The 20117-nt window shown below is 42.7% G+C and carries 16 protein-coding genes; 10 read left to right on the top strand and 6 right to left on the bottom strand.

The window, feature by feature from the left end:
* Window positions 1-121 precede the first annotated feature (121 nt).
* Together C6H66_RS09620 and C6H66_RS09615 are read left to right on the top strand one after the other, a co-directional pair.
* Window positions 122-1324: an IS256 family transposase gene (locus C6H66_RS09620; RefSeq protein WP_105395447.1), complete on the top strand. Its 1203-nt coding sequence runs from the start codon at window positions 122-124 to the stop codon at window positions 1322-1324.
* An 88-nt stretch (window positions 1325-1412) separates the two neighbouring features.
* Entirely contained in the window at window positions 1413-2486 is a 1074-nt protein-coding gene (locus tag C6H66_RS09615) for a nitrilase-related carbon-nitrogen hydrolase (protein ID WP_105395446.1), read from the top strand.
* 125 nt (window positions 2487-2611) lie between these two features.
* Here C6H66_RS09615 and C6H66_RS09610 read toward each other — a convergent pair whose 3' ends face one another.
* The 4 genes from C6H66_RS09610 to C6H66_RS09595 all read right to left on the bottom strand — a co-directional run bounded on the left by C6H66_RS09610 (window position 2612) and on the right by C6H66_RS09595 (window position 7905).
* A complete protein-coding gene (locus tag C6H66_RS09610; protein ID WP_105395445.1) occupies window positions 2612-4213 on the bottom strand; it encodes an APC family permease in 1602 nt (533 codons plus the stop codon).
* Window positions 4214-4273: 60 nt separating this feature from the next.
* Complete coding sequence (locus C6H66_RS09605) at window positions 4274-5857, bottom strand: aldehyde dehydrogenase (NADP(+)) (protein WP_046394416.1); 1584 nt, start codon at window positions 5855-5857, stop codon at window positions 4274-4276.
* Between the two features lie 41 nt (window positions 5858-5898).
* Window positions 5899-6819, bottom strand: a complete 921-nt coding sequence (locus C6H66_RS09600; protein WP_046394415.1) for a dihydrodipicolinate synthase family protein — start codon at window positions 6817-6819, stop codon at window positions 5899-5901.
* 249 nt (window positions 6820-7068) lie between these two features.
* A complete protein-coding gene (locus C6H66_RS09595; protein WP_082300784.1) occupies window positions 7069-7905 on the bottom strand; it encodes an AraC family transcriptional regulator in 837 nt (278 codons plus the stop codon).
* A 404-nt stretch (window positions 7906-8309) separates the two neighbouring features.
* Here C6H66_RS09595 and C6H66_RS09590 point away from each other — a divergent pair, with 404 nt between their 5' ends.
* The 7 genes from C6H66_RS09590 to attM all read left to right on the top strand — a co-directional run bounded on the left by C6H66_RS09590 (window position 8310) and on the right by attM (window position 15030).
* Complete coding sequence (locus tag C6H66_RS09590) at window positions 8310-9260, top strand: 4-hydroxyproline epimerase (RefSeq protein WP_105395444.1); 951 nt, start codon at window positions 8310-8312, stop codon at window positions 9258-9260.
* Window positions 9257-10384, top strand: a complete 1128-nt coding sequence (locus C6H66_RS09585) for an NAD(P)/FAD-dependent oxidoreductase (protein ID WP_105395443.1) — start codon at window positions 9257-9259, stop codon at window positions 10382-10384. The genes C6H66_RS09590 and C6H66_RS09585 overlap by 4 nt, the downstream gene beginning before the upstream one ends.
* A complete protein-coding gene (locus tag C6H66_RS09580) occupies window positions 10381-10635 on the top strand; it encodes a (2Fe-2S)-binding protein (protein WP_105395442.1) in 255 nt (84 codons plus the stop codon). Before C6H66_RS09585 ends, C6H66_RS09580 begins: the two co-directional genes overlap by 4 nt.
* A gap of 2 nt (window positions 10636-10637) precedes the next feature.
* A complete protein-coding gene (locus C6H66_RS09575) occupies window positions 10638-11969 on the top strand; it encodes an FAD-dependent oxidoreductase (RefSeq protein WP_105395441.1) in 1332 nt (443 codons plus the stop codon).
* A 96-nt stretch (window positions 11970-12065) separates the two neighbouring features.
* Entirely contained in the window at window positions 12066-13037 is a 972-nt protein-coding gene (locus tag C6H66_RS09570; protein WP_105395440.1) for a P1 family peptidase, read from the top strand.
* A 541-nt stretch (window positions 13038-13578) separates the two neighbouring features.
* Window positions 13579-13980, top strand: a complete 402-nt coding sequence (locus C6H66_RS09565) for a hypothetical protein (protein ID WP_105395439.1) — start codon at window positions 13579-13581, stop codon at window positions 13978-13980.
* A 258-nt stretch (window positions 13981-14238) separates the two neighbouring features.
* Window positions 14239-15030, top strand: a complete 792-nt coding sequence (attM, locus tag C6H66_RS09560; RefSeq protein ID WP_181150172.1) for an AttM family quorum-quenching N-acyl homoserine lactonase — start codon at window positions 14239-14241, stop codon at window positions 15028-15030.
* A 114-nt stretch (window positions 15031-15144) separates the two neighbouring features.
* Here attM and C6H66_RS09555 read toward each other — a convergent pair whose 3' ends face one another.
* Window positions 15145-16116 carry a class I SAM-dependent methyltransferase gene (locus tag C6H66_RS09555; RefSeq protein ID WP_248000644.1) on the bottom strand — a complete coding sequence of 324 codons (972 nt, stop codon included), beginning with the start codon at window positions 16114-16116 and terminating at the stop codon, window positions 15145-15147.
* A gap of 630 nt (window positions 16117-16746) precedes the next feature.
* On the opposite strand from C6H66_RS09555, the gene C6H66_RS09550 reads away from it, so the two are divergent.
* Window positions 16747-17985 carry a stiblene epoxidase gene (locus C6H66_RS09550; protein ID WP_105395438.1) on the top strand — a complete coding sequence of 413 codons (1239 nt, stop codon included), beginning with the start codon at window positions 16747-16749 and terminating at the stop codon, window positions 17983-17985.
* A gap of 137 nt (window positions 17986-18122) precedes the next feature.
* On the opposite strand, the gene C6H66_RS09545 is transcribed toward C6H66_RS09550, so the two are convergent.
* Window positions 18123-19817, bottom strand: a complete 1695-nt coding sequence (locus C6H66_RS09545) for a glycoside hydrolase family 18 protein (protein ID WP_105395437.1) — start codon at window positions 19815-19817, stop codon at window positions 18123-18125.
* Between the last annotated feature and the right edge of the window lie 300 nt (window positions 19818-20117).

Here is a 20117-nt window from a genome sequence, read left to right as displayed (position 1 = left end):
GAAATATTGATCTTAATTTATGATGAGCTTGTTTAAATCTATCGGCATCAATGTGGACAAGGATGGGGAGTGTTAGAAATTCTGTGTCATTCCAGTAATATATCTCAAAAAGGAATGACAAATGACTCAATCTTTCGATTTCGACAAAGCCCTGAAAGCACTTCAGGAGGGTCAGGCACTGACCGGTAAGAATGGCATCCTGACCCCATTGATTAAGCAGCTTACTGAAGCCGCTCTGGCTGCCGAACTTGACTCCTATCTGGCTAATGACCTTGAGGCCAACCGGAAGAATGGTTCTACCAAAAAGACCCTCAAAGCCCCGACCGGCAACTTTGAACTGGCTACACCACGGGATCGTAATGGGACTTTTGAGCCCCAACTGGTTAAGAAGCACCAGACCACGTTATCAGACGAGATAGAGCGGAAGATTATCCGCCTGTTTGCCCTCGGGATGAGCTACACCGATATCAGCCGGGAAATCGAAGACCTATACGCCTTTAGCGTTTCCAGCGCCACCCTCAGCGCCGTCACGGACAAGGTGCTCCCCGAGCTAAAACAGTGGCAGCAGCGCCCGCTGGAAGCCATTTATCCCTTTATCTGGTTGGACGCCATCCACTACAAAATCCGGGAGGAGGGTCGTTACGTCAGCAAGGCTGTCTATACCGTATTGGCGCTCAATCTTGAGGGAAAAAAGGAAATCCTTGGGTTGTATCTGTCTGAAAGCGAAGGCGCAAACTTCTGGCTATCCGTGCTGACAGACCTGCAAAACCGCGGACTGAAAGATATCCTCATTGCCTGTGTTGATGGTCTGACGGGCTTCCCGGAAGCCATCAACAGCATATACCCGCAAACGGAGGTGCAGCTGTGCGTCATTCACCAGATCCGTAACTCCATCAAATACGTGGCTTCAAAGCACCACAAAGCCTTCATGGCTGATCTGAAACCCGTGTATCGTGCGGTCTCAAAAGACGCCGCAGAAAGCGCACTGGACGAACTGGAGGCGAAATGGAGTCAACAGTATCCGGTAGTCATCCAGAGCTGGCGTCGTAAGTGGGGTAACCTGTCGGGTTATTTCCGCTATCCGGCGGGCATCCGCAAGGTGATTTACACAACCAATGCCATCGAGTCAGTCCACCGTCAGTTCAGGAAACTGACAAAAACTAAAGGGGCGTTCCCGAACGAAAACAGTCTGATGAAACTGCTTTATCTGGGGCTTCTCAATGCACAGGAAAAATGGACAATGCCAATACAGAGCTGGAATCTAACGCTGTCGCAACTCTATATTTACTTTGAAGGACGTTTGGATAATGTGATAACGTTATAACCGCTCAATTAACGTGACACAGAATTCTGAACGCCCTCCAAGGATGTCATAGCTTTATATTAAATAATTTTGGGAATAAGGAAAACTTATGAAATTTCGCCATCTGTTTAGTTCATCAAAAATAAGCACTATAAATAAAATCCCTCCTAAACTCCCGTCGCGATTTTTCAAAGCTTCTCTGGTTGTTCTGTTATCCATCAACATAAGTTCATCGTTTGCTGATGAAACCATCCAAAATGAGCTCCTCACAGATACCAGTCCAATTAAGGTTGCTGCGATCAATGCCGCCCCTGTACGCTTTGATGTGGAAGCTAGCTTAAAAAAAGCAGACAAACTTGTGAAAGAAGCCAAAGCTCAAGGCGCCGTACTTGTAGCATTCCCTGAACTCTGGCTCCCTGGATTTATCAATGGAGACCCGCAATACGCAATGGGGATGCCTCCTAAGCCTTTTTCAAAATACGTTGATAACTCCATCGAAGTCGGCAGCAAAGAGTGGAAAGAGCTCCTGAAAATTGCGTCTGATAACCATGTCTATTTGTCTATGGGGATCTCGGAGAAAAACACCAAGACCAAAAATCTGTACATGACTCAAGTACTTGTCAGCTCGGATGGCGTTGTGATTGACAAAAGAAGTAAAATCAATCCTTCACGCGGAGAGCGGGATTTCTTCTCGGATGCACCTATGGCTGATAACTTGAAAGTCGTTAATACCCCTCTGGGTAGAATTGGCCAACTTTCTTGCGGTGAACATTTCAAAGTTCTTATGACCTACAATATGATGGCTCAACATGAAAACATTCATATCGCCGCATGGCCCTACAATTTAACCGCTAGAGATAAACTTTGGCGGGAGCAATACTGGCTTCATATGGTTAACACTGCCTCTTACGCATCGAACTCGAACGCATGGACCATCATGCCTTCTATCGGAAGAGCAACCATTTTCGACAACAACGGCTTCATCATTGCCCAAGCTGATAATACCAACAGCAATTTCGTCATTGCTGAAATCGATCGCTCTGGCTTCAAAAGTACAGATGGGAAAAGTGATCCGATATCCTACAATACTCTCAGTCTCCTGAGAAAACATTACCCGGGTCCTCATGAACCGAAAGAAGCTGTTGAAACACTAAGCGCACCTGACTACACCAAAATCCAATAAAACTGGCAAATACAAAAAATTAGCTCACTGTTTTTAACGACTCAGTGAGCTTTAATAGAACCATCTATCAGTTCCAGAGCCAACCTTAAACGTTAACTCCCTTCTCTGCCCTTTATCCATCAGCACTAATCTTCATCCTCGGTTGGTAAAATAGCATTGGGTAAAGCACTAAAAGTTCCCCAATAAAAGGCAATTAAAGAGATCACTGCCACTGCAACGATATCCCAGGGTGCCGGAATAATGCCTTTACCGCCAAATGTGCCTAAATAAGATAGAATGATCATGGCACTGTAAAAACCGATCAGCCACAAGGAGGAAGTTATCTGTTGGCGCAGGCTCACTTTGCCTATAGGAACTTTATTTTTAAATAACAAGTAGATAAAAAACAAGACAATCTGTAATCCGAGCAACCAGGAAACGGTTTTCCAACCAGACCAGTAAACAATGAAAGCAGAAATGATAAAAGAAAGCGGGCCAATGATCGCAAACCATTTAACATAAAAAGGGCGTTTTATCTGTTTAGCATTACGGCGTAAGGCAGAAGCGGTTACTGGGGCTAATGCGTAGCTCAGAATTAACGCCGCAGAAACAACACTGATGAGTTTTTCCCATGAAGGAAAAGGCAATGTCCAGAAAACAGAAAGAATAAACGTCAACCAAAGTGCAGGACGTGGTATCCCCGATTTTTTATCAACATGGGTAAACACATTAAATAACGTTCCACTTTTTGCCCAACCATAAACTACACGGGGAGTGGCATTCATATAAATATTCCCAGTACCGCTTGGAGAGATCACTGCATCACATACCACCAAAAAAGCGAGCCACCCCACACCGAGGATTAAGGCGATATCACGAAACGGCAGTGAAAAATATTGCCCAATGTTATTCCAGCCGCCAAGGAGTAGATCAGAGGGTATCCCGCCAAGGAAAGCTAACTGTAATAAAACATAAATAACCGTAGACAGTGAAATAGACAGAATAAGAGCAATAGGAATTGTTTTTTGCGGTCTTTCCACTTCACCGGCGACAGAAATAATGGGCGTTAGGCCAAGATAAGCAAAGATAATACCACCGGTTGAAACCGCAGCTTCAACACCCGATACCCCAAAAGGAGAAAATCCGTGAACTTGCAGATTACTCGGGTTGAAATAATTAAACAGGATAATAATGACGAGCAGCGGAACGATAAACTTGAAAATACTAATAATATTGTTAGATTTCGCAAAGGTTTTCACGCTGTTATAATTAAGATAAAAGAAAAATGCTAATAAAATAAATTGAACCAGCCAGCCTGCCAGAGTCGGATCACCAGAACCGGGCTGACTGAGAAATGGAAACCATGCTGCCGCATATTGTCGAGCAGCGACAACTTCGATGGCTATTAAGCTGGAAAATGCAATTAAGGTGATGGAACCCATTAAATACCCCATGAGTTCACCATGAGAAAATACCGGGTAACGGATAATGCCACCTGATTTAGGCAGAGCCGCCCCCAGTTCGCAATAAACAATACCAAGTAAGAGCACGGCGATACCGCCAATTACCCAAGAAAAAATCCCTGCTGGTCCCGCAATAACAGACACATGACTGGCTGCAAATAACCAGCCAGAGCCAAAAATAGCCCCTAATCCAATAAAGGTTAAATCCGTGAGTGTTAACTGCTTCTTAAATTTACCCTGCCCTGAATCGGATTTTGGCAGCGAAGAAGCTTCGTATAGCGCCATAATTATTCGCCCTTTTCTGTTTCTTATTTGATATACGTTAACGTGGGGTAACTGCGCGTTTTACAATACTTCCCGGCTCATCACCCCATTGATTAATCGAGAAATATTTAACGGATTATGGTCTTGCAGTGCAGGCGGAAGTAAGGATTTGGGATAGTTTTGGAAACATACCGGGCGCAGAAAACGCCAGATGGCCAGTGTGCCAACTGAGGTCCCTCTTGCATCTGAAGTCGCTGGGTAAGGCCCACCATGAACCACAGCATCACATACTTCAACGCCCGTTGGATAGCCATTGACAACCACCCTGCCCGCGATGCTCTGTAATCGTCGACTAAGCTCATGTGCATTCGCTAATTCATCGTACTCACCAATCAAGGTAGCGGTAAGTTGCCCCTGCAAACAATCAATTGCGTGTAAAAGCTGATATTGGCTTTCGACTTCGACCACAATAGCAACAGGACCAAAAACCTCCTCTTGTAACAGGGAATTTTTATTCAACAACAAAGCAATATCTGCGCGATACAGCATTGCACTTGCCTGATTTTCATGATGTTCGCCAATGGCTAACCGTGTCATTAAGGGTTCATCATCCAGTTGATGAATACCTTTTTGATAGTTGAGCAACGTGCCTTGGTTTAGCATTGACTGTGCCGGACGAAGCGTGATTTCCTGCGTCAAGTGAGTAATAAATTGATCAAATTCCGGTGAACGAATACCCAAGATTATTCCTGGCTTGGTACAAAACTGACCGCTACTTAATGTGAATGAATTTACCAGTGCTTGGGCAATCTGTTTTCCCCGCTGCGCTAAGGCGTTTGGCAGCACAATGACCGGGTTAATACTCGACATTTCAGCAAAAACCGGAATCGGTTGTGGTCGCTGCATAGCCAGATCGAACAGTGCACGTCCACCAGCGAGTGAACCGGTAAAACCAACAGCCTGAATAATGGGATGTTTGACTAGATCTGCCCCCACGCTATTGCCATAAATCATATTGAATACACCTGCGGGCATTTGTGTGGCGATAATAGCGCGTTCAATAGCTTCTGCGATGATTTCGGCGGTAGCCATATGGCCGCTATGGGCTTTGAAAACAACGGTACAACCCGCAGCTAATGCTGACGCCGTGTCACCACCCGCAGTTGAAAAAGCCAAAGGGAAATTACTGGCGCCGAAAACCGCAACAGGGCCTAGAGGAATATGGCACTGGCGAATATCAACTCTGGGGAGCGGTTTTCTCTCAGGTTGCGCAGTATCAATACGGGCGGCATGAATATCACCACGGCGTAACAACGTGGCAAACAGCCTCATTTGCCCGCTCGTTCTCGACCGTTCACCTTGAAGTCGGGCGGGAGGCAAAGCCGTTTCTTCTGATACAAGAGCAATGAAATCATCACCGAGAGCATCAATTTCATCGGCAATTCTAGCTAAAAAAACAGCACGTTCTTCTAACGATGTTTGACTATAACGTGTAAATGCATCGGCTGCCGCTTGAGCGGCGAGTTCGACCTCATGTCGTGTAGCCTGATAAAACGCATACCCCATTGGTGAGTTATCCACCGCACGCCGACTGTGCAAACAGCGTTCTCCCTCTGCTTGCCTGCGACCACCAATAAACTGCCTACCTGAATGTGTTACCAACATAGTGATTCCTCCAAGGGTATCAGAAACAGTTACAGCCCAATTCAGAGACCTACATCGGGCAGTGAAGGACGATTAGCGAGGGCTTTTTCTACAATAGTGCGTACTTCTGCCAATGTTTCCCCTTCGAGAGGTAAACGTGGTGGGCGGGTAATGGCGCTACCACGGCCAACCATTTCTTCACACAACTTGATGCATTGCACCAAATCAGGGCGGAAGTCCAAATGCAACAGAGGCATAAACCAGCGATATAATTCCCGAGCTTCTTCATAACGTTTCTGTTCAGCCAGACGGAATAGAGTCTCTCCTTCCCGAGGAAAGGCATTCGACATACCTGAAATCCAGCCTTCCGCACCGACTGCGACTGACTCTAAAACGACGTCATCCAAACCGGCAAAAAGAATAAAGCGATCACCTGTTTCATTGGGAATATCACTAAAAGGCCGGGTATTGCCTGATGAATCTTTAAATGCAACGATATTTTCGCAATCGGCCAGAGACATCAGCATTTTCGGCGTAATCTCATTTTTATACAGCAGAGGGTTGTTATATAGCATGACGGGTAAATCGGTAGAGGCAGCAATTGTACGGAAATACGCCCTGTTTTCTTTCGGTGTTGGGGTATAAACCAGAGGTGGCATGATCATCACCCCATTAGCCTCTGCCTGGCGGCATTCAGAAACCATTTTGCACGCATTATCGGTTGTCAATTCTGCGATACCCGAAAGAACGGGAACTTTCCCACCAGCAACATCTACTGCAAGTTCAACGATAGCTCGCTTCTCCTTCATAGACAGAGACGTGTTTTCCCCCACAGAACCATTGACGACTAAACCGGAAACCCCATCTTTAATCAGGTTCATCATTACCTTCTGTGTGGCGTCCAAATTAATGGAAAAATCGGGGTTAAATTGTGTCGTCACTGCCGGAAAAACACCATGCCAACTAACCTTTCTCTTCCTCATAGCCCTACCCTATCCTTTGATCGTCATTGATTTACTTGATATTTAAAATGCAACTTGTTTTTATTTTGTTAACAAAATGTGACTCATTGGTTTTGATGGAATGATGGCTATTTCGTATCAGAGAAGCTTGTCACTTTTCGCAGTGAACAATGACGAAATCAGCATAATAGGAATGGCAAACTTTAAAGCTGAGAGACTTTGATAGAGTCGATAATTCCTAAAGAACAGAAGTATTAGTAAAATGGCAAATTACACCAGCCCTATTGACTGCCGAAAATCACTGGGAGTGAGTCCAGTTGACGCTTTAAATTGCCGGGTAAAGGCGCTGTGATCCGTATAACCACATTGCAAGGCAACATCTGTGATAGGTAATTCTGTAGCCAACAATTCCGAAGCTTTTTCAATTCTAATTTTGTGGATCATTTGCCGAGGTGTCAGGTGAAAGATGCGTTTACAGTAACGTTCCAATTGAGCAACCGAGAGACGTGTTAAATGAGTTAGCTCTTCGAGACGAATTGTTCGATCAAAATTTTCACGAATATAATCATCAACGATAGCCAACTTTTGGTACACAGGGTGATTTTCCTTAACTTCCATCAAATCATGAGAAATTCCTGCCATACCAATAACTTGATTATGTTGATTATACAATGGCAATTTATATGTCATGCACCAACCTGCTTTGCGTCCATGATAGAAGTGAAGCTCCAGTTGGTTTTGGATAATTACCCCTTGATGCAACACACGTAAATCCTGTTCGGTGTAACAACTGCCCATCTGAGCAGGAAAGATTTCGGAAGAGGTTTTACCGAGTAGCGAAGAGATCGACTTAAATCCACAGCGTGTAGCTAGCGTAAGGTTCGCAATTAGATAACGCGCTTTGATATCTTTGATAAAGAAAACCACACTGGGAATCGCATTTAACAACGGTGTAATTAAGGCAACCGCATTGAGAATATCTTGCAGGTTATTGGGTTTGTGATTAACTAATCCACTACAAAGCGCCGATAAAAACTCAACATTGCAAACATCATGACCATTTGTGCCAATACCGTTTTTTTCATTATTCTGGTATATATTCATCATCGATATCTCCAGTCTATGACCATTAAAATGGGATTTTTGACTCATGTTTAGTTATTTACCTTGATTAAAAAGATAAATATCAGATTCAAAGTATTAGCAATATTCAAAAGAACTATTTTATATTCATGTGATAATTGTCACAGAAAGTTATTCCAACCACCATTATTTACCTATTTGATTTTATAGATTAATTTATAAATTTCTCTGGTAAAAACAAAAATAACACTCATCAGGTTTATTTATAATTTTTCATTTCATTATCTTTATTTTATTGGAATGTCTCACTGATAATTCAGTGATTCTTTCATTGTGCTGATTTCAGCATATTGCAATATGAAATTCATCAAGCGGCAAACGAAATAGTACGCCACCATTGATTAAAAATACGTTAATTGGGTGGCTTTATGGCAGATAAACATGATTATCAGATTGTTCGCGTCATTGATTCACACACCGGAGGAGAACCTACCCGCACGGTAATCGAGGGATTTCCATCCCTTGGCAAAGGAAGCGTTGCCAAACAGCGTCAACGCTTTGAAGCCGAATTTGATCACTGGCGCAAAGCCCTCATTCTTGAACCAAAAGGGAATGATATGTTGGTAGGCGCACTTTTATGTCCGTCTACTGTACCTGACGCCGATATGGGGGTGATCTTCTTTAATAACGCGGGATATTTAGGCATGTGCGGCCACGGCACTATGGGCCTTATTGCTTCGCTCTATCATCTGGGCTGGTTGAACCCTAGCAAGTATAAAATTGAGACCCCTGTTGGGATTGTAGAGGCAGTGCTCCATAAGGATGGAACAGTGTCTGTTTATAATGTCCCCTCTTATCGTTATCAGCAAAATGTCACCGTGAACGTGCCTGGTGTAGGTGATGTTAATGGAGATATTGCTTGGGGAGGAAATTGGTTTTTTATGATCAGTCAGCATGACCTGCTTCTAACCCCCCACCATATCGATGAACTCACGCAATACAGTTGGGCCGTTAGGCAGGCACTGGAACAAGCAGGAATCACCGGTGAAAATGGTGAGTGTATCGACCATATTGAATTGTTCGCTCCTGATAACGATACAGATAGTCGTAATTTTGTGTTATGTCCGGGGAAAGCCTATGACCGTTCACCGTGCGGCACTGGAACAAGTGCTAAATTAGCCTGCCTGGCGGCGGATGGAAAATTACAGCCGGGTGAAATTTGGCGTCAATCCAGCATTATTGGTAGTGTTTTTGAAGCCCAATATCAGTGGTTTGGTCAGAAAATTGCCCCGGTGATCCGGGGAACAGCGCATGTTTACGGTGATAACAAGTTAATCATTGCCAAGAGCGATCCTTTTGTCTGGGGAATCAATGTATGACCCCCTCCCAAAGATCGGATGTCATTATCGTTGGTGCTGGCATCATTGGAGCCGCGTGTGCTTATCAGTTGGTACAAGATGGTTTGAGAGTTGCTGTAATTGATGATGGTGGTAAAGGGGCAACACAGGCAGGGATGGGGCATCTCGTGTGTATGGACGATAATCCTGCGGAACTGGCGCTGAGTAGTTACTCATTAGATATATGGCGAACATTCACCCCACATATGCCAGAAAATTGTGCATGGCGTAGATGCGGCACACTTTGGCTGGCGGATGCAGAGCACGAAATGGAACTGGCAGAGGAAAAAAGCGCACGCCTTACCTCCTATGGAATTGAGAATACGCCAATGACAGCGACACAAATTCATCAAGTGGAACCGATGGTGAGGAGTGGGATTGCCGGTGGTTTGTGTGTTCCTGGGGATGGAATTGTCTATGCACCGAATGTCGTACACTGGTTTCTTGCTAGCTGTAATGAAAAGATTTGGTCTATTAAAGGACAGGTACATACCTTAGAGCCTCAAACCGTTGTGCTAAGTGATGGAAAGAAATATTGTGCGCCGAGGATATTGCTAGCAAATGGGCTGTGGAGTACACATCTGTTACCTGAATTACCGATTGTTCCTAAAAAAGGGCAATTGGCGATTACAGATCGTTACCCCACCAGCATCACACATCAACTGGTGGAATTAGGGTATAGCGCCAGTACACATACCTCCAATGATACGTCAATCGCTTTCAACATTCAGGCCCGCCCCACTGGTCAGCTTCTAATCGGCTCTTCACGTCAGTTCCATAACGAACAACACACTATTGATCTCGCCCTACTCCGTTCTATGCTCCAGCGTGCACTTCATTTTTTACCTCAGCTTGGTCAGATGAATATTTTACGTTGTTGGTCTGGCTTTCGTGCCGCGACTCCAGATGGCTTGCCGCTATTGGGACAACATCCTGATTACGAATGGCTATGGCTAGCTGTAGGCCATGAAGGATTAGGTGTGACCACCGCACCGGGCAGCGCCAAAATCATCTCTGCATTGATGCTGAATAGAAAAACGGAGATTGATCCATTGCCTTACCAACCTACACGCTTTACTACCATGACTCGCCAGAGGTTGCCATGACACTCAAAAAACCACCATTTACTGCTTTGTTTATTGATGGCGAACTGATCACGGTTCCTGCGGGGATTACTGTTGCGGCGGCGCTAGCTTATACCGGCGATGAACATTGTCGTACATCTGTATCACATCAACTGAGAGTGCCTTTTTGTGGTATGGGGATCTGCCAGGAATGCCGTTTAATGATTAATGGTCGCCGTCGTGTAGCGTGTCAGACAGTTTGTGAGATGGGCATGAAAGTCGAGAGGAGCTGAACATGGCAACACCATCTTCTTCTACGGTATTGCGTTCTGCGGTATGGCACTGTGATGTGCTGATTGTTGGCGCAGGGCCGGCGGGATTGGCTACCGCACAAGCTGCGATACAAGGGCAACAATCCGTTATCCTGATTGATGACAATCCCAGAGCAGGCGGACAAATTTGGCGTCAAGGGCCGTTTCATACATTACCACCGATGGCGAAACATTATTTATCGGTACTATCAGAAGATGCATTAATCTATTTATCGGATTGTAAAGTGGTCGCACTAGACAGCCAATGTGTGATTGTTGAAATGGCGGGTAGACACCGAATGATTCACTACCAACACATCACTCTTTGTACCGGCGCCAAAGAAAAATTACTTCCCTTCCCTGGATGGACATTACCGGGCGTCACCGGTGCGGGCGGATTACAGGCGCTGATAAAAAGTGGTCTCCCCATAACGGGTGAACGTGTCGTTATTGCCGGCAGCGGCCCCCTGTTGCTCGCAGTTGCGGAGACAGTAAAAAAAGCGGGAGGGGACGTGGTTGGCATCATTGAACAAGCGCCTTTGCACCGCCTATTTTCATTCAGCTTGCGACTGCTGCGCTGGCCAGACAAGTTGTATCAAGCCATCTCTCTCATGCCACTTAAAAATTATTACCAAAACAGTATGGTGTTAGGAGTGGAAACCTCGGCAGAAGGCAGATTGACAGGCGTGTATATCAGCAATAAAGGGCAAAAACGGAAATTATCCTGTACGCGTTTAGCTTGCGGTTTTGGTTTAAGACCAAATACAGAATTGGCACAATTGCTTGGTTGTTTGCTGGATGAACAAGGAAATATCCAAGTAGATGCGTGGCAACAGACGACTATACCTGGTGTATATGCAGCAGGAGAATGCACAGGTATTGGCGGCAGTGAACTTGCACTTTGTGAAGGATTTATTGCCGGGTTCGCAGCGAGTGGTAAATACGCACTGGCTGCAAAATGGCAGCGGAAACGAATAAAATGGCAACATTTTGCCACTGCGGTAGCACAAACGTTTAAATTAAACAAAGAGATAACACAAACGCTTCCCCCCGATACCTTGATCTGTCGTTGTGAAGATGTAAGTTTAAACGAACTTGAACCATTTCAGGATTGGAACAGTGCAAAAATGGCGACGCGGTGCGGCATGGGAGCTTGTCAGGGAAAAATCTGTTCTGCCATTCTCCACGATATCAAACATTGGGCAATACCATCCCCTCGCATTCCACTATCACCTGTTAGTCTTGAAACGCTGGCAGCCGAGATCTCCCTTCAAGAAGGACACATTGCAAGAGACAGGGAAGACAATTCCCACTAAAAATCACAGCTTGTTTGGTCTCCTTTGCTATGATTCACATCGAAAATCATTAAAACCTTTAATGAGTTATTTTAGAGATTTAAGGTGTGAACATTTATGCATAAGACAAATGGAACCATTTTGGATGTACCGGGTGTTAAGGTTGGGCATGCTGAAGATGAGTTGCAACAAACTGGTTGTAGCATCATTATTTTTGACAACGGAGCTGTTTGTGGCGTTGATGTCAGAGGCTCTGCCCCGGGGACAAGGGAAACCGAGCTTTTAGATCCCATTAATACTGTTCAGAAAGCCAACGCGGTAGTGCTAAGTGGAGGTAGTGCTTTTGGATTAGACTCCGCCTCTGGCGTAATGCGCTATCTTGAAGAAAGAAAACAAGGTTTTGATGTCGGTGTCACTGTCGTACCTATCGTTCCTGCCGCAATAATTTTTGATCTAAACTTTGGCGATCCGGCTGTGCGCCCTGACGCTAAAATGGGCTATCTTGCCGCACAAAACGCTTCTGTAACCCCTTTTCCATCGGGAAATATTGGCGCAGGCGCCGGGGCCACTATAGGTAAAATGGCCGGTTTTGACAAAGCCATGAAAGGCGGCCTCGGGACTGCATCGGTTAAATTACCTTGCGGGCTGACAATTGGCGCAATGGTTGTTGTGAATGCTGTCGGGGAAATCAGAGACCCTAAAAATGGCAAAACCATTGCAGGTGCATGTGATAAAAATGGTCATCTTATCGATCTCATGCCATACATTATAAAAAATAATAAAGATAATAATTTTATTCAGGGAGCAAATACGACTATTGGCATAATTTGTTGTAATGCCAATATGAATAAAAGCCAGATGAAAAAAGCTGCCCAGATGGCTCATGATGGTTTGGCGAGAACGATATACCCTGTTCATACCATGAGTGACGGGGATACTATTTTTGCAGCGGCAACAGGTGGGGTGGACTCATCGGTAAATACGGTTGGTATTCTCGCGGCTGAGGTCATGGCTGCTGCGGTTCTAGATGCCGTAAAATCAGCTAAATCAAAATTTGGTGTTAGAGGTTATGCCGATTTAGCAGATTAAAAAACACGGGGCTATGGTTACATTAGAAATTAACCTGGCTCCAGTGACGCGCCAAATGCCACCGGCGCTAATGGAAGCGAACGATACCTCAATCAGTAAATTGACGTTATTATCACCAAATTGGACTAATTTATAAACTGCTGCTATAAAAATTAGGGCTGTTTGATATAACTTTTTTATTATGACGGGTATAAATGGTTGGGGTATAAGATATGACATACGCAATGTTGACATTACGGCGAGATCTAGAGTCGCTAGATTACAAAAAAAAAGGTCAACCCATTCTTATGGGAACAAGATGAGGATGTTGTTCATGAAAATCTTTCCAGTCAGTTCCCTGGCAACCAAAGACGTAAGAATTATCTTAATGATCTAACCGAGTATTGCTGGTTAGTTTATCGTAAAGCCCTTTCAGCAAGTGGGCCGATGCTAATTGGTCGAGTTAGCGATGTTCAGCTGGAAAGATTGCTTAAACCACTCGGACTCGGCCGAGAAAAAAAGTGAGAATTCATGGAACCCAAACGCCCAGGGGAATATTTTAATGGTAGATAAATGGACCAATGTGATAAATGATTGTTGGGTACTTGGTGGTATCCATAGACATGCAGATTTTCATCTAATGTCGGCCGAAGCCCCGTCTAATTTATGGAATCATGAACAGGGCTACCATATCGTTACCGCGAGAGAGATATTAGGTCTTCTCAATTTTGGGTATAAGCGTGAAAAACATGGGAAGCAAGTGATTTACAAATGTAAAAATCCCTCTTCTGCCGATAGAGCAAGCCTTCTCCCCTATAGGATCTTAATGAAAAAAGCGATGGGACAAGGGCCTTCTTCAATTACAAAGCTTATTTCTGAACAAGTGACCGGCTTTAACGAGGAAATTAGAACATTCGATTATTCCAGCTTAAAACCCCTTGAAAACAACATTGAAGCACGATGAAATTCATAATCTATACCGTCTTATCACCCTTTTCACGAATGAGTTAAAAGGGTGATTACGATCTCTGATGGACTATTCTGATCACTCTTAACCTACTAAGGTAATTTTTTCTAATCCCCCCAAAGATTAACGCCACAGACCTCCCCATATAGAACTTGATGTCGATAAAATCAACTGGGGACATATGTTAACATTCACTTGTTAGCATCCACGATCCGGCCTTACCTACATGAATAATCCAATCAAAAGGTTAACATTATGTCAGACATTCGCCTGTATATGCTGCAAACCGGAACCATCAAATGTAAGGTTCACTACATCAAGATGAATCAAGGCAACGGCGCCGATTATGAAATTCCGATTCCATTTTTCTTACTCACTCATCCTGACGGTCATACGCTAATTGACGGCGGCAATGCGGTTGAAGCCGCAACTGACCCCAAAGGCTACTGGGGAAATATCACCAAAGCCTACTGGCCGGTGATGCGTGAAGATGAAGGTTGTGTCGCTCAAGTGAAAAAGTTGGGTATTGATCCCGCAGATATCCGCTATGTGGTGCAATCCCATCTTCATCTCGATCACACTGGCGCAATAGGACGTTTCCCTAACGCGACACATATCGTACAGCGACGTGAATATGAATATGCCTACACACCGGATTGGTTTTCCGCTGGCGGCTATATCCGCAAGGATTTTGATCGTCCTGGTTTGAAATGGGAGTTTCTCGATGGGGAACGCAATGACATGTTTGATGTCTATGGTGATGGCACGTTAAAAACAGTATTTACTCCGGGGCATTCGCCAGGACATCAATCACTACTAGTCACCCTGCCGAACAGTGGCAGCTTGCTGCTGACGATTGATGCCGCTTATACCCTCGATCACTGGGAAGAACGTGCATTACCGGGGTTTCTCACCTCTACCACTGAAACCGTACGTTCGGTACAAAAACTGCGGCATCTAGCCAAACGCACGAATGCAATTGTAGTAACAGGGCACGATCCGGATGCCTGGCCAACATTCCGTAAGGCGCCGGAATATTACGATTAACTCGAATTCATCAATGCAAAATATAGCCAGAAACTAGAAAGTAGACGTTTCTGGCTTGGTTCTCATTTTACGAAAGTTTAATTTACCGTCCGAGAATGACCGCTATTCCTCCCCTTACCCTCTTAGCCAATCATTGACAAAAGAGTGGGCATTTTCAGATTTGAACCCAATTGAAGATATGCCAGTTGGCTTCCACAAAAGCTCGATAACACGCACTTTCTGGTTATAATCAAGGGTATTAAACAGTTGACTTAACTGTTCATCTAAAAACAAATCTCGATATTGAAGAAAACATTCATCATTGAATTGATCGCAACATCCAGCAAAGAGCTTACTGCTGTTTTCACGATTTAACCCACAACATCTCACATGCTTAAAGCCAGATTCATAATAAAAATCGCATATCTCATCATATCTATATGCGTTGACAATAGGATTCAAAAACGCATCCACATTAACAGCAATCTGATCAACACTATCATCTAAATGATTAGCTGTACTATCGCCATATTGATTCCGACTTAAGTTTTTGCATAGTTTATTCATTAAATCAGTATGTAAAAAATATTCTTCTACATAGATTTGTTTTGCAAAAATCTGCAAAAGCTCTCGCTGCCTCAATCGTTCATATTCTCCTATGGCATTGTATAGCCAAATAAGTGCGATACCTTCTTCATTTAATGAACGTGAAGCTGCTAAAAAACCCTCTTGTGGACACTCCATATGATGGATAACGCCGGTAGAAACAACAACATCGAATTGATTATCTCGTGTTAGCTTCTCAATTGTATTATTTTCTAACGTGACGTTATCCAATCGATGATAAGATATCAGCTTATCTGCTACCTCTAACACTTTATCCGTCATATCAACGCCAACAAATTGGGTATCGGGATACATACTTGCCAGCCCTACCAAACGATGCCCCGTTCCACACCCTAAATCGAGCACATACTTTCCCGTCAAATAACCCGGCTTAAATATAAACCCTACAACCGTTGCCATATCATAAATAAGATTATCCCCAATGGCAGAACTAGGATATGGGTATCGGCTATACATCGCTTTGACGTCCTGATTACTCATATCTATTTCTCCGAATAAAATGACAAATCAGTGGTACTATATCATGATGATCAATAATCATTAGTATAATGGTCACCCTCATCAAATTCATGGCAACGAGTAATTAAAACATCTCACAATGGAAAAAAATATCTTAAACTCAATTAAAATGGAAATAATTTCATATTAATCATAATATTCTTATTAAAATAACACATCTATTATTTTTATTAATAAACCCTTTGAATAGTTGAAGTTCGTAACAATCAAAACAAGATGAACATTAATCAATTTAAATATTCATCATTCTACATGTTGTATTTATATGCAAAAAAAATTCTAAACCAAATTCATACTCACATCACGATTTAATATTAATTTTGGGTCAAAAAAGAAACTGTAAACACAAAACCACAAACTCACTTCTGTAACTTAATCATTTAATTAAAAATTTTTAGAAAAAAACAATATAGATTTTTTATCAGCTATTTTTATGAAAAACACAGATCACCTTGCTCTATTTCTAGATAAGGTATATTTTTATTTTAAATACTACAACAAAAATCATGGCTATGATTAGATAATATCAGATAGATATAGTCTCACCTGATCTAGCCAGAATCTCTCGTACCTACAACTGGAGAAAATATTATGCACGTTGGTATTATTGGGGCAGGAGTTGGTGGAGCATGTTTAGCACATGGATTACGTAAAAATGGAATCAAAGTGACAATCTATGAACGAAATCCTGCTTTGTCATCCGAACTTCCCGGTTATGGAATTCATATTAATACATTCGGCAAACAGGCACTGCAAGAATGCCTCCCGGATGCAAACTGGCTAGCCTTTAAGGAGGCATCAAGATATATTGGCGGACAATCACGGTTTTATAATGAACGTATGCGTCTTCTCGCTGTTCAGGGCGGTATTTCTCCAATGGCGGGAAAGATTATTTCCGAGCAACGTCTGTCAATCAGCAGAACTGAACTGAAAGAAATACTAAACAAAGGACTTTTAAACATAATTCAATGGAATAAAACATTCGTCCGTTATGAACATATTGAAAATGGTGGTATTAAAATTTTCTTTGCCGATGGCAGTCACGAAAATATCGATGTCCTTGTCGGTGCAGACGGCAGCAATTCAAAAGTGCGTAAACAGTATCTTCCTTTTATCGAAAGATTCGATGTTGGTGTTAGTATGGTCATTGGTCGTGCACGCCTTAGCCCAACACTCACAGCTTTGCTACCCCAAAATTTCCTGGATGGTGCGCCCAACAGTATCGTACCTAAAAGCCCCGACTGGTTGTTCATCTCTATGTGGCGCGCCCCAGTTAATATCCATGTAGAGGCCGCTTTAGCAGAAATCGATAACTTTATAGTATGGGTTTACGTAGCAGCAACAGATAGTTTTCCTGACAATATCACTGATTTTTCCGCTGAAGCTCTTTGCGATCTGGTCCAATCGCGTATGATTTCATGGGACCCAAACCTACATGCTCTGATTAAACAAAGTGATATGGAAAACATATCTCCGCTACATTTACGCAGCATGCCCCATCTTCTACCCTGGAAATCAAGCGCTGTCACACTACTTGGGGATGCTATTCATAACATGACGCCAATGACAGGCGCAGGAGCGAACACAGCGCTGCGAGACGCTCTTTTACTCACGCAGAAACTTGCCAGTGTAGCGTCCGGTCAAGAAGAGTTAGTCAAGGCAATTTCAGATTATGAGCAACAAATGCGTGCATATGCTAATGAAATCGTTGGAATTTCACTGCGCAGCGCTCAGAACGCTGTAGTACATTTTTCAATACCGCCATTAAAACAACGGCATTTGAGCATAAGAAGAAAAAATACATCTCAAGGTTATCAACACCGGCATTAATATTCCGGGTAAATTGTCATACCTGAGCTAATTCCATACCATTACGCTAGATATACTGATTACAACAATAAGAATGAGGTGAAGATAAAAAAGATCCGCCACCAGTATATATCATACTGGTGGCTTGGTTTAATTAATTATGCAATTTTTACCCAAGGATAAGCATCAGATGTTTCTGCGCCGTCTGGCACGGTACCTCTATTCCACCATTTAGCTTCCCAGTTTTGATTGTTCCAACTCACTCTATCGCCAGCCTTATATGCCTTATTTGCATCCCAGACAGGGTAATCGCTCCCTATATCTGGATTAACCGGTTCAACATTAATACCCTTGAAATAGAATGGTGTCATATCTATTTTTTTCGTGATTAATTCACAACCAAGACCTTCTCTGGCCGCATTGACCAATAAACCACGATCTTGGTCTGCGGTCCATGTAAATATTCCCCCCAGATTCTTTTCCAATGCATATTGTGCTTTAGCCTTAACAGAGCGAGGGGTATCAAGAGAAATAAACAACTTGCTCTCCTTATTATAGAGATAATCAGCATCTGCTATTTCATCGGTATACAAGTCAAAATTATTTCTCCCTCTTTTTTCTTCCAAATCTAAATAATTATATATCGTGTCGTACCATTCTGTTGCCCCTGATTCAAATGAACCGGTTGTTGTGATCTTCGGATCTTTTTTCGGGACATAACCAGGATCATAACTGCCAGATAATGGAGAATAGCTATCAATAACCGTATTTCTGCCATTGCGCGAATAGCCGGTGTAACCAATATTGATTGCAGATGCTGGCACACCAAGACCCAATAAATACTCAACCGCTTTTTCTACACTATTATCACCTCCAGGATAATCACGGAGATTAGTGTGATGTAACAACCTTTCGGCCCACGGAGTACCAAAGAAATCATAGGTCATAACGTTAATACCATATAACCCAACTTGCAGTAATTCAGGTATTTTTGATTTTTCCATTTTCTCTGGCACCGCCGAACAAGCGATACTTATTTTTATATCTGAACGCCCTGCTTCTTTAAAAGCAGCAGTTAAATCTTTAATTAAACTAACATAATAATCGCCATCATCTGGCGCATACATGTTACCTTCATTTCCAGCAACGCCGGGATACTCCCAATCAATATCAATTTCGGTAAACATAGGGAAACGCTGAAATATATCAACTAGACTCGAACAGAAATAGGATTTTAGTGTTTCGTCTCTGACCATATTATAAAAGCCATTACTCATGGTCCAACCACCGACACTAAATGACATAATAAGGTCATGGCCTTGAGCTTTTGCAGCTTGTTGAACTTTAGCCAATCCACCTAATACGCCCATACTTTTAGATTGATCAAAATCCCTTGGCATTTGGATATCTTGCCAACCAGAATAAGTACAATTCTGATAAGATTGGCAATCTCCCCAAGCATCTGTGAATGTTACTTCTCCATTATTGGTGCGGGCAAATAACGGTGCTTGCTCTTTAATTTGCTGCTTCTTTTCACCCTCATCACCCAATATTCCACAAAAACCAATAACTAGTTTATCATAAGCAAAAGGATTATCTAAAAGGTGCTGTAAATCTATTCCTCTACCTCGACGAATAGGATCTTGATTTCCTTGTAATCTACCGTCATATTGCGACCAATCTGTATAATAACCAAAAACTTTAGGTTTATTTCGTGTGTCATATTTATTGTAGACTGGTAATGCGGTTCTTCCCGATGTGTAACTGAAATTTATTGTTTCAGTTGATGGATTGAAATTATCTATCTTATAAGACTGTTCACTAAGAGAATCTGTCTGGATTATTTTTGACATAATTCACCTCGACTAGATATCAATTTATTTTTCGATGAACACTCCAATTACTTTACTTGCGTGGTAACATAATTACATTCTAGTTTGTATTCTTAGGAAAACAAATAATTGCTATTTGTTTTATTGTTAATGGTAAACCCAAATTTATGTCAACGGAATTTATATTACCTACCATTTATTATCAGATAGCAAAAACAAATAATTGCAAATTGTAAATATATTAACCGTCATTATTACAATTATTTAATTCAATTAATTTTGTAAATTAATTTTTACGAGCCATCTATTTTAATTTTATTT

This window comes from Photorhabdus hindustanensis, assembly GCF_002968995.1.
In the GTDB taxonomy this organism is placed as follows: Bacteria; Pseudomonadota; Gammaproteobacteria; order Enterobacterales; family Enterobacteriaceae; genus Photorhabdus; species Photorhabdus akhurstii.
This window is presented reverse-complemented; position numbering and strand designations above follow the sequence as displayed.

Bases quoted from the DNA above. Each gene is read 5' to 3' on its own strand.
- C6H66_RS09620 (WP_105395447.1), top strand. From the start codon at position 122: ATGACTCAATCTTTCGATTTCGACAAAGCCCTGAAAGCACTTCAGGAG.
- C6H66_RS09615 (WP_105395446.1), top strand. From the start codon at position 1,413: ATGAAATTTCGCCATCTGTTTAGTTCATCAAAAATAAGCACTATAAAT.
- C6H66_RS09610 (WP_105395445.1), bottom strand. From the start codon at position 4,213: ATGGCGCTATACGAAGCTTCTTCGCTGCCAAAATCCGATTCAGGGCAG.
- C6H66_RS09605 (WP_046394416.1), bottom strand. From the start codon at position 5,857: ATGTTGGTAACACATTCAGGTAGGCAGTTTATTGGTGGTCGCAGGCAA.
- C6H66_RS09600 (WP_046394415.1), bottom strand. From the start codon at position 6,819: ATGAGGAAGAGAAAGGTTAGTTGGCATGGTGTTTTTCCGGCAGTGACG.
- C6H66_RS09595 (WP_082300784.1), bottom strand. From the start codon at position 7,905: ATGATGAATATATACCAGAATAATGAAAAAAACGGTATTGGCACAAAT.
- C6H66_RS09590 (WP_105395444.1), top strand. From the start codon at position 8,310: ATGGCAGATAAACATGATTATCAGATTGTTCGCGTCATTGATTCACAC.
- C6H66_RS09585 (WP_105395443.1), top strand. From the start codon at position 9,257: ATGACCCCCTCCCAAAGATCGGATGTCATTATCGTTGGTGCTGGCATC.
- C6H66_RS09580 (WP_105395442.1), top strand. From the start codon at position 10,381: ATGACACTCAAAAAACCACCATTTACTGCTTTGTTTATTGATGGCGAA.
- C6H66_RS09575 (WP_105395441.1), top strand. From the start codon at position 10,638: ATGGCAACACCATCTTCTTCTACGGTATTGCGTTCTGCGGTATGGCAC.
- C6H66_RS09570 (WP_105395440.1), top strand. From the start codon at position 12,066: ATGCATAAGACAAATGGAACCATTTTGGATGTACCGGGTGTTAAGGTT.
- C6H66_RS09565 (WP_105395439.1), top strand. From the start codon at position 13,579: ATGGTAGATAAATGGACCAATGTGATAAATGATTGTTGGGTACTTGGT.
- attM (WP_181150172.1), top strand. From the start codon at position 14,239: ATGTCAGACATTCGCCTGTATATGCTGCAAACCGGAACCATCAAATGT.
- C6H66_RS09555 (WP_248000644.1), bottom strand. From the start codon at position 16,116: ATGAGTAATCAGGACGTCAAAGCGATGTATAGCCGATACCCATATCCT.
- C6H66_RS09550 (WP_105395438.1), top strand. From the start codon at position 16,747: ATGCACGTTGGTATTATTGGGGCAGGAGTTGGTGGAGCATGTTTAGCA.
- C6H66_RS09545 (WP_105395437.1), bottom strand. From the start codon at position 19,817: ATGTCAAAAATAATCCAGACAGATTCTCTTAGTGAACAGTCTTATAAG.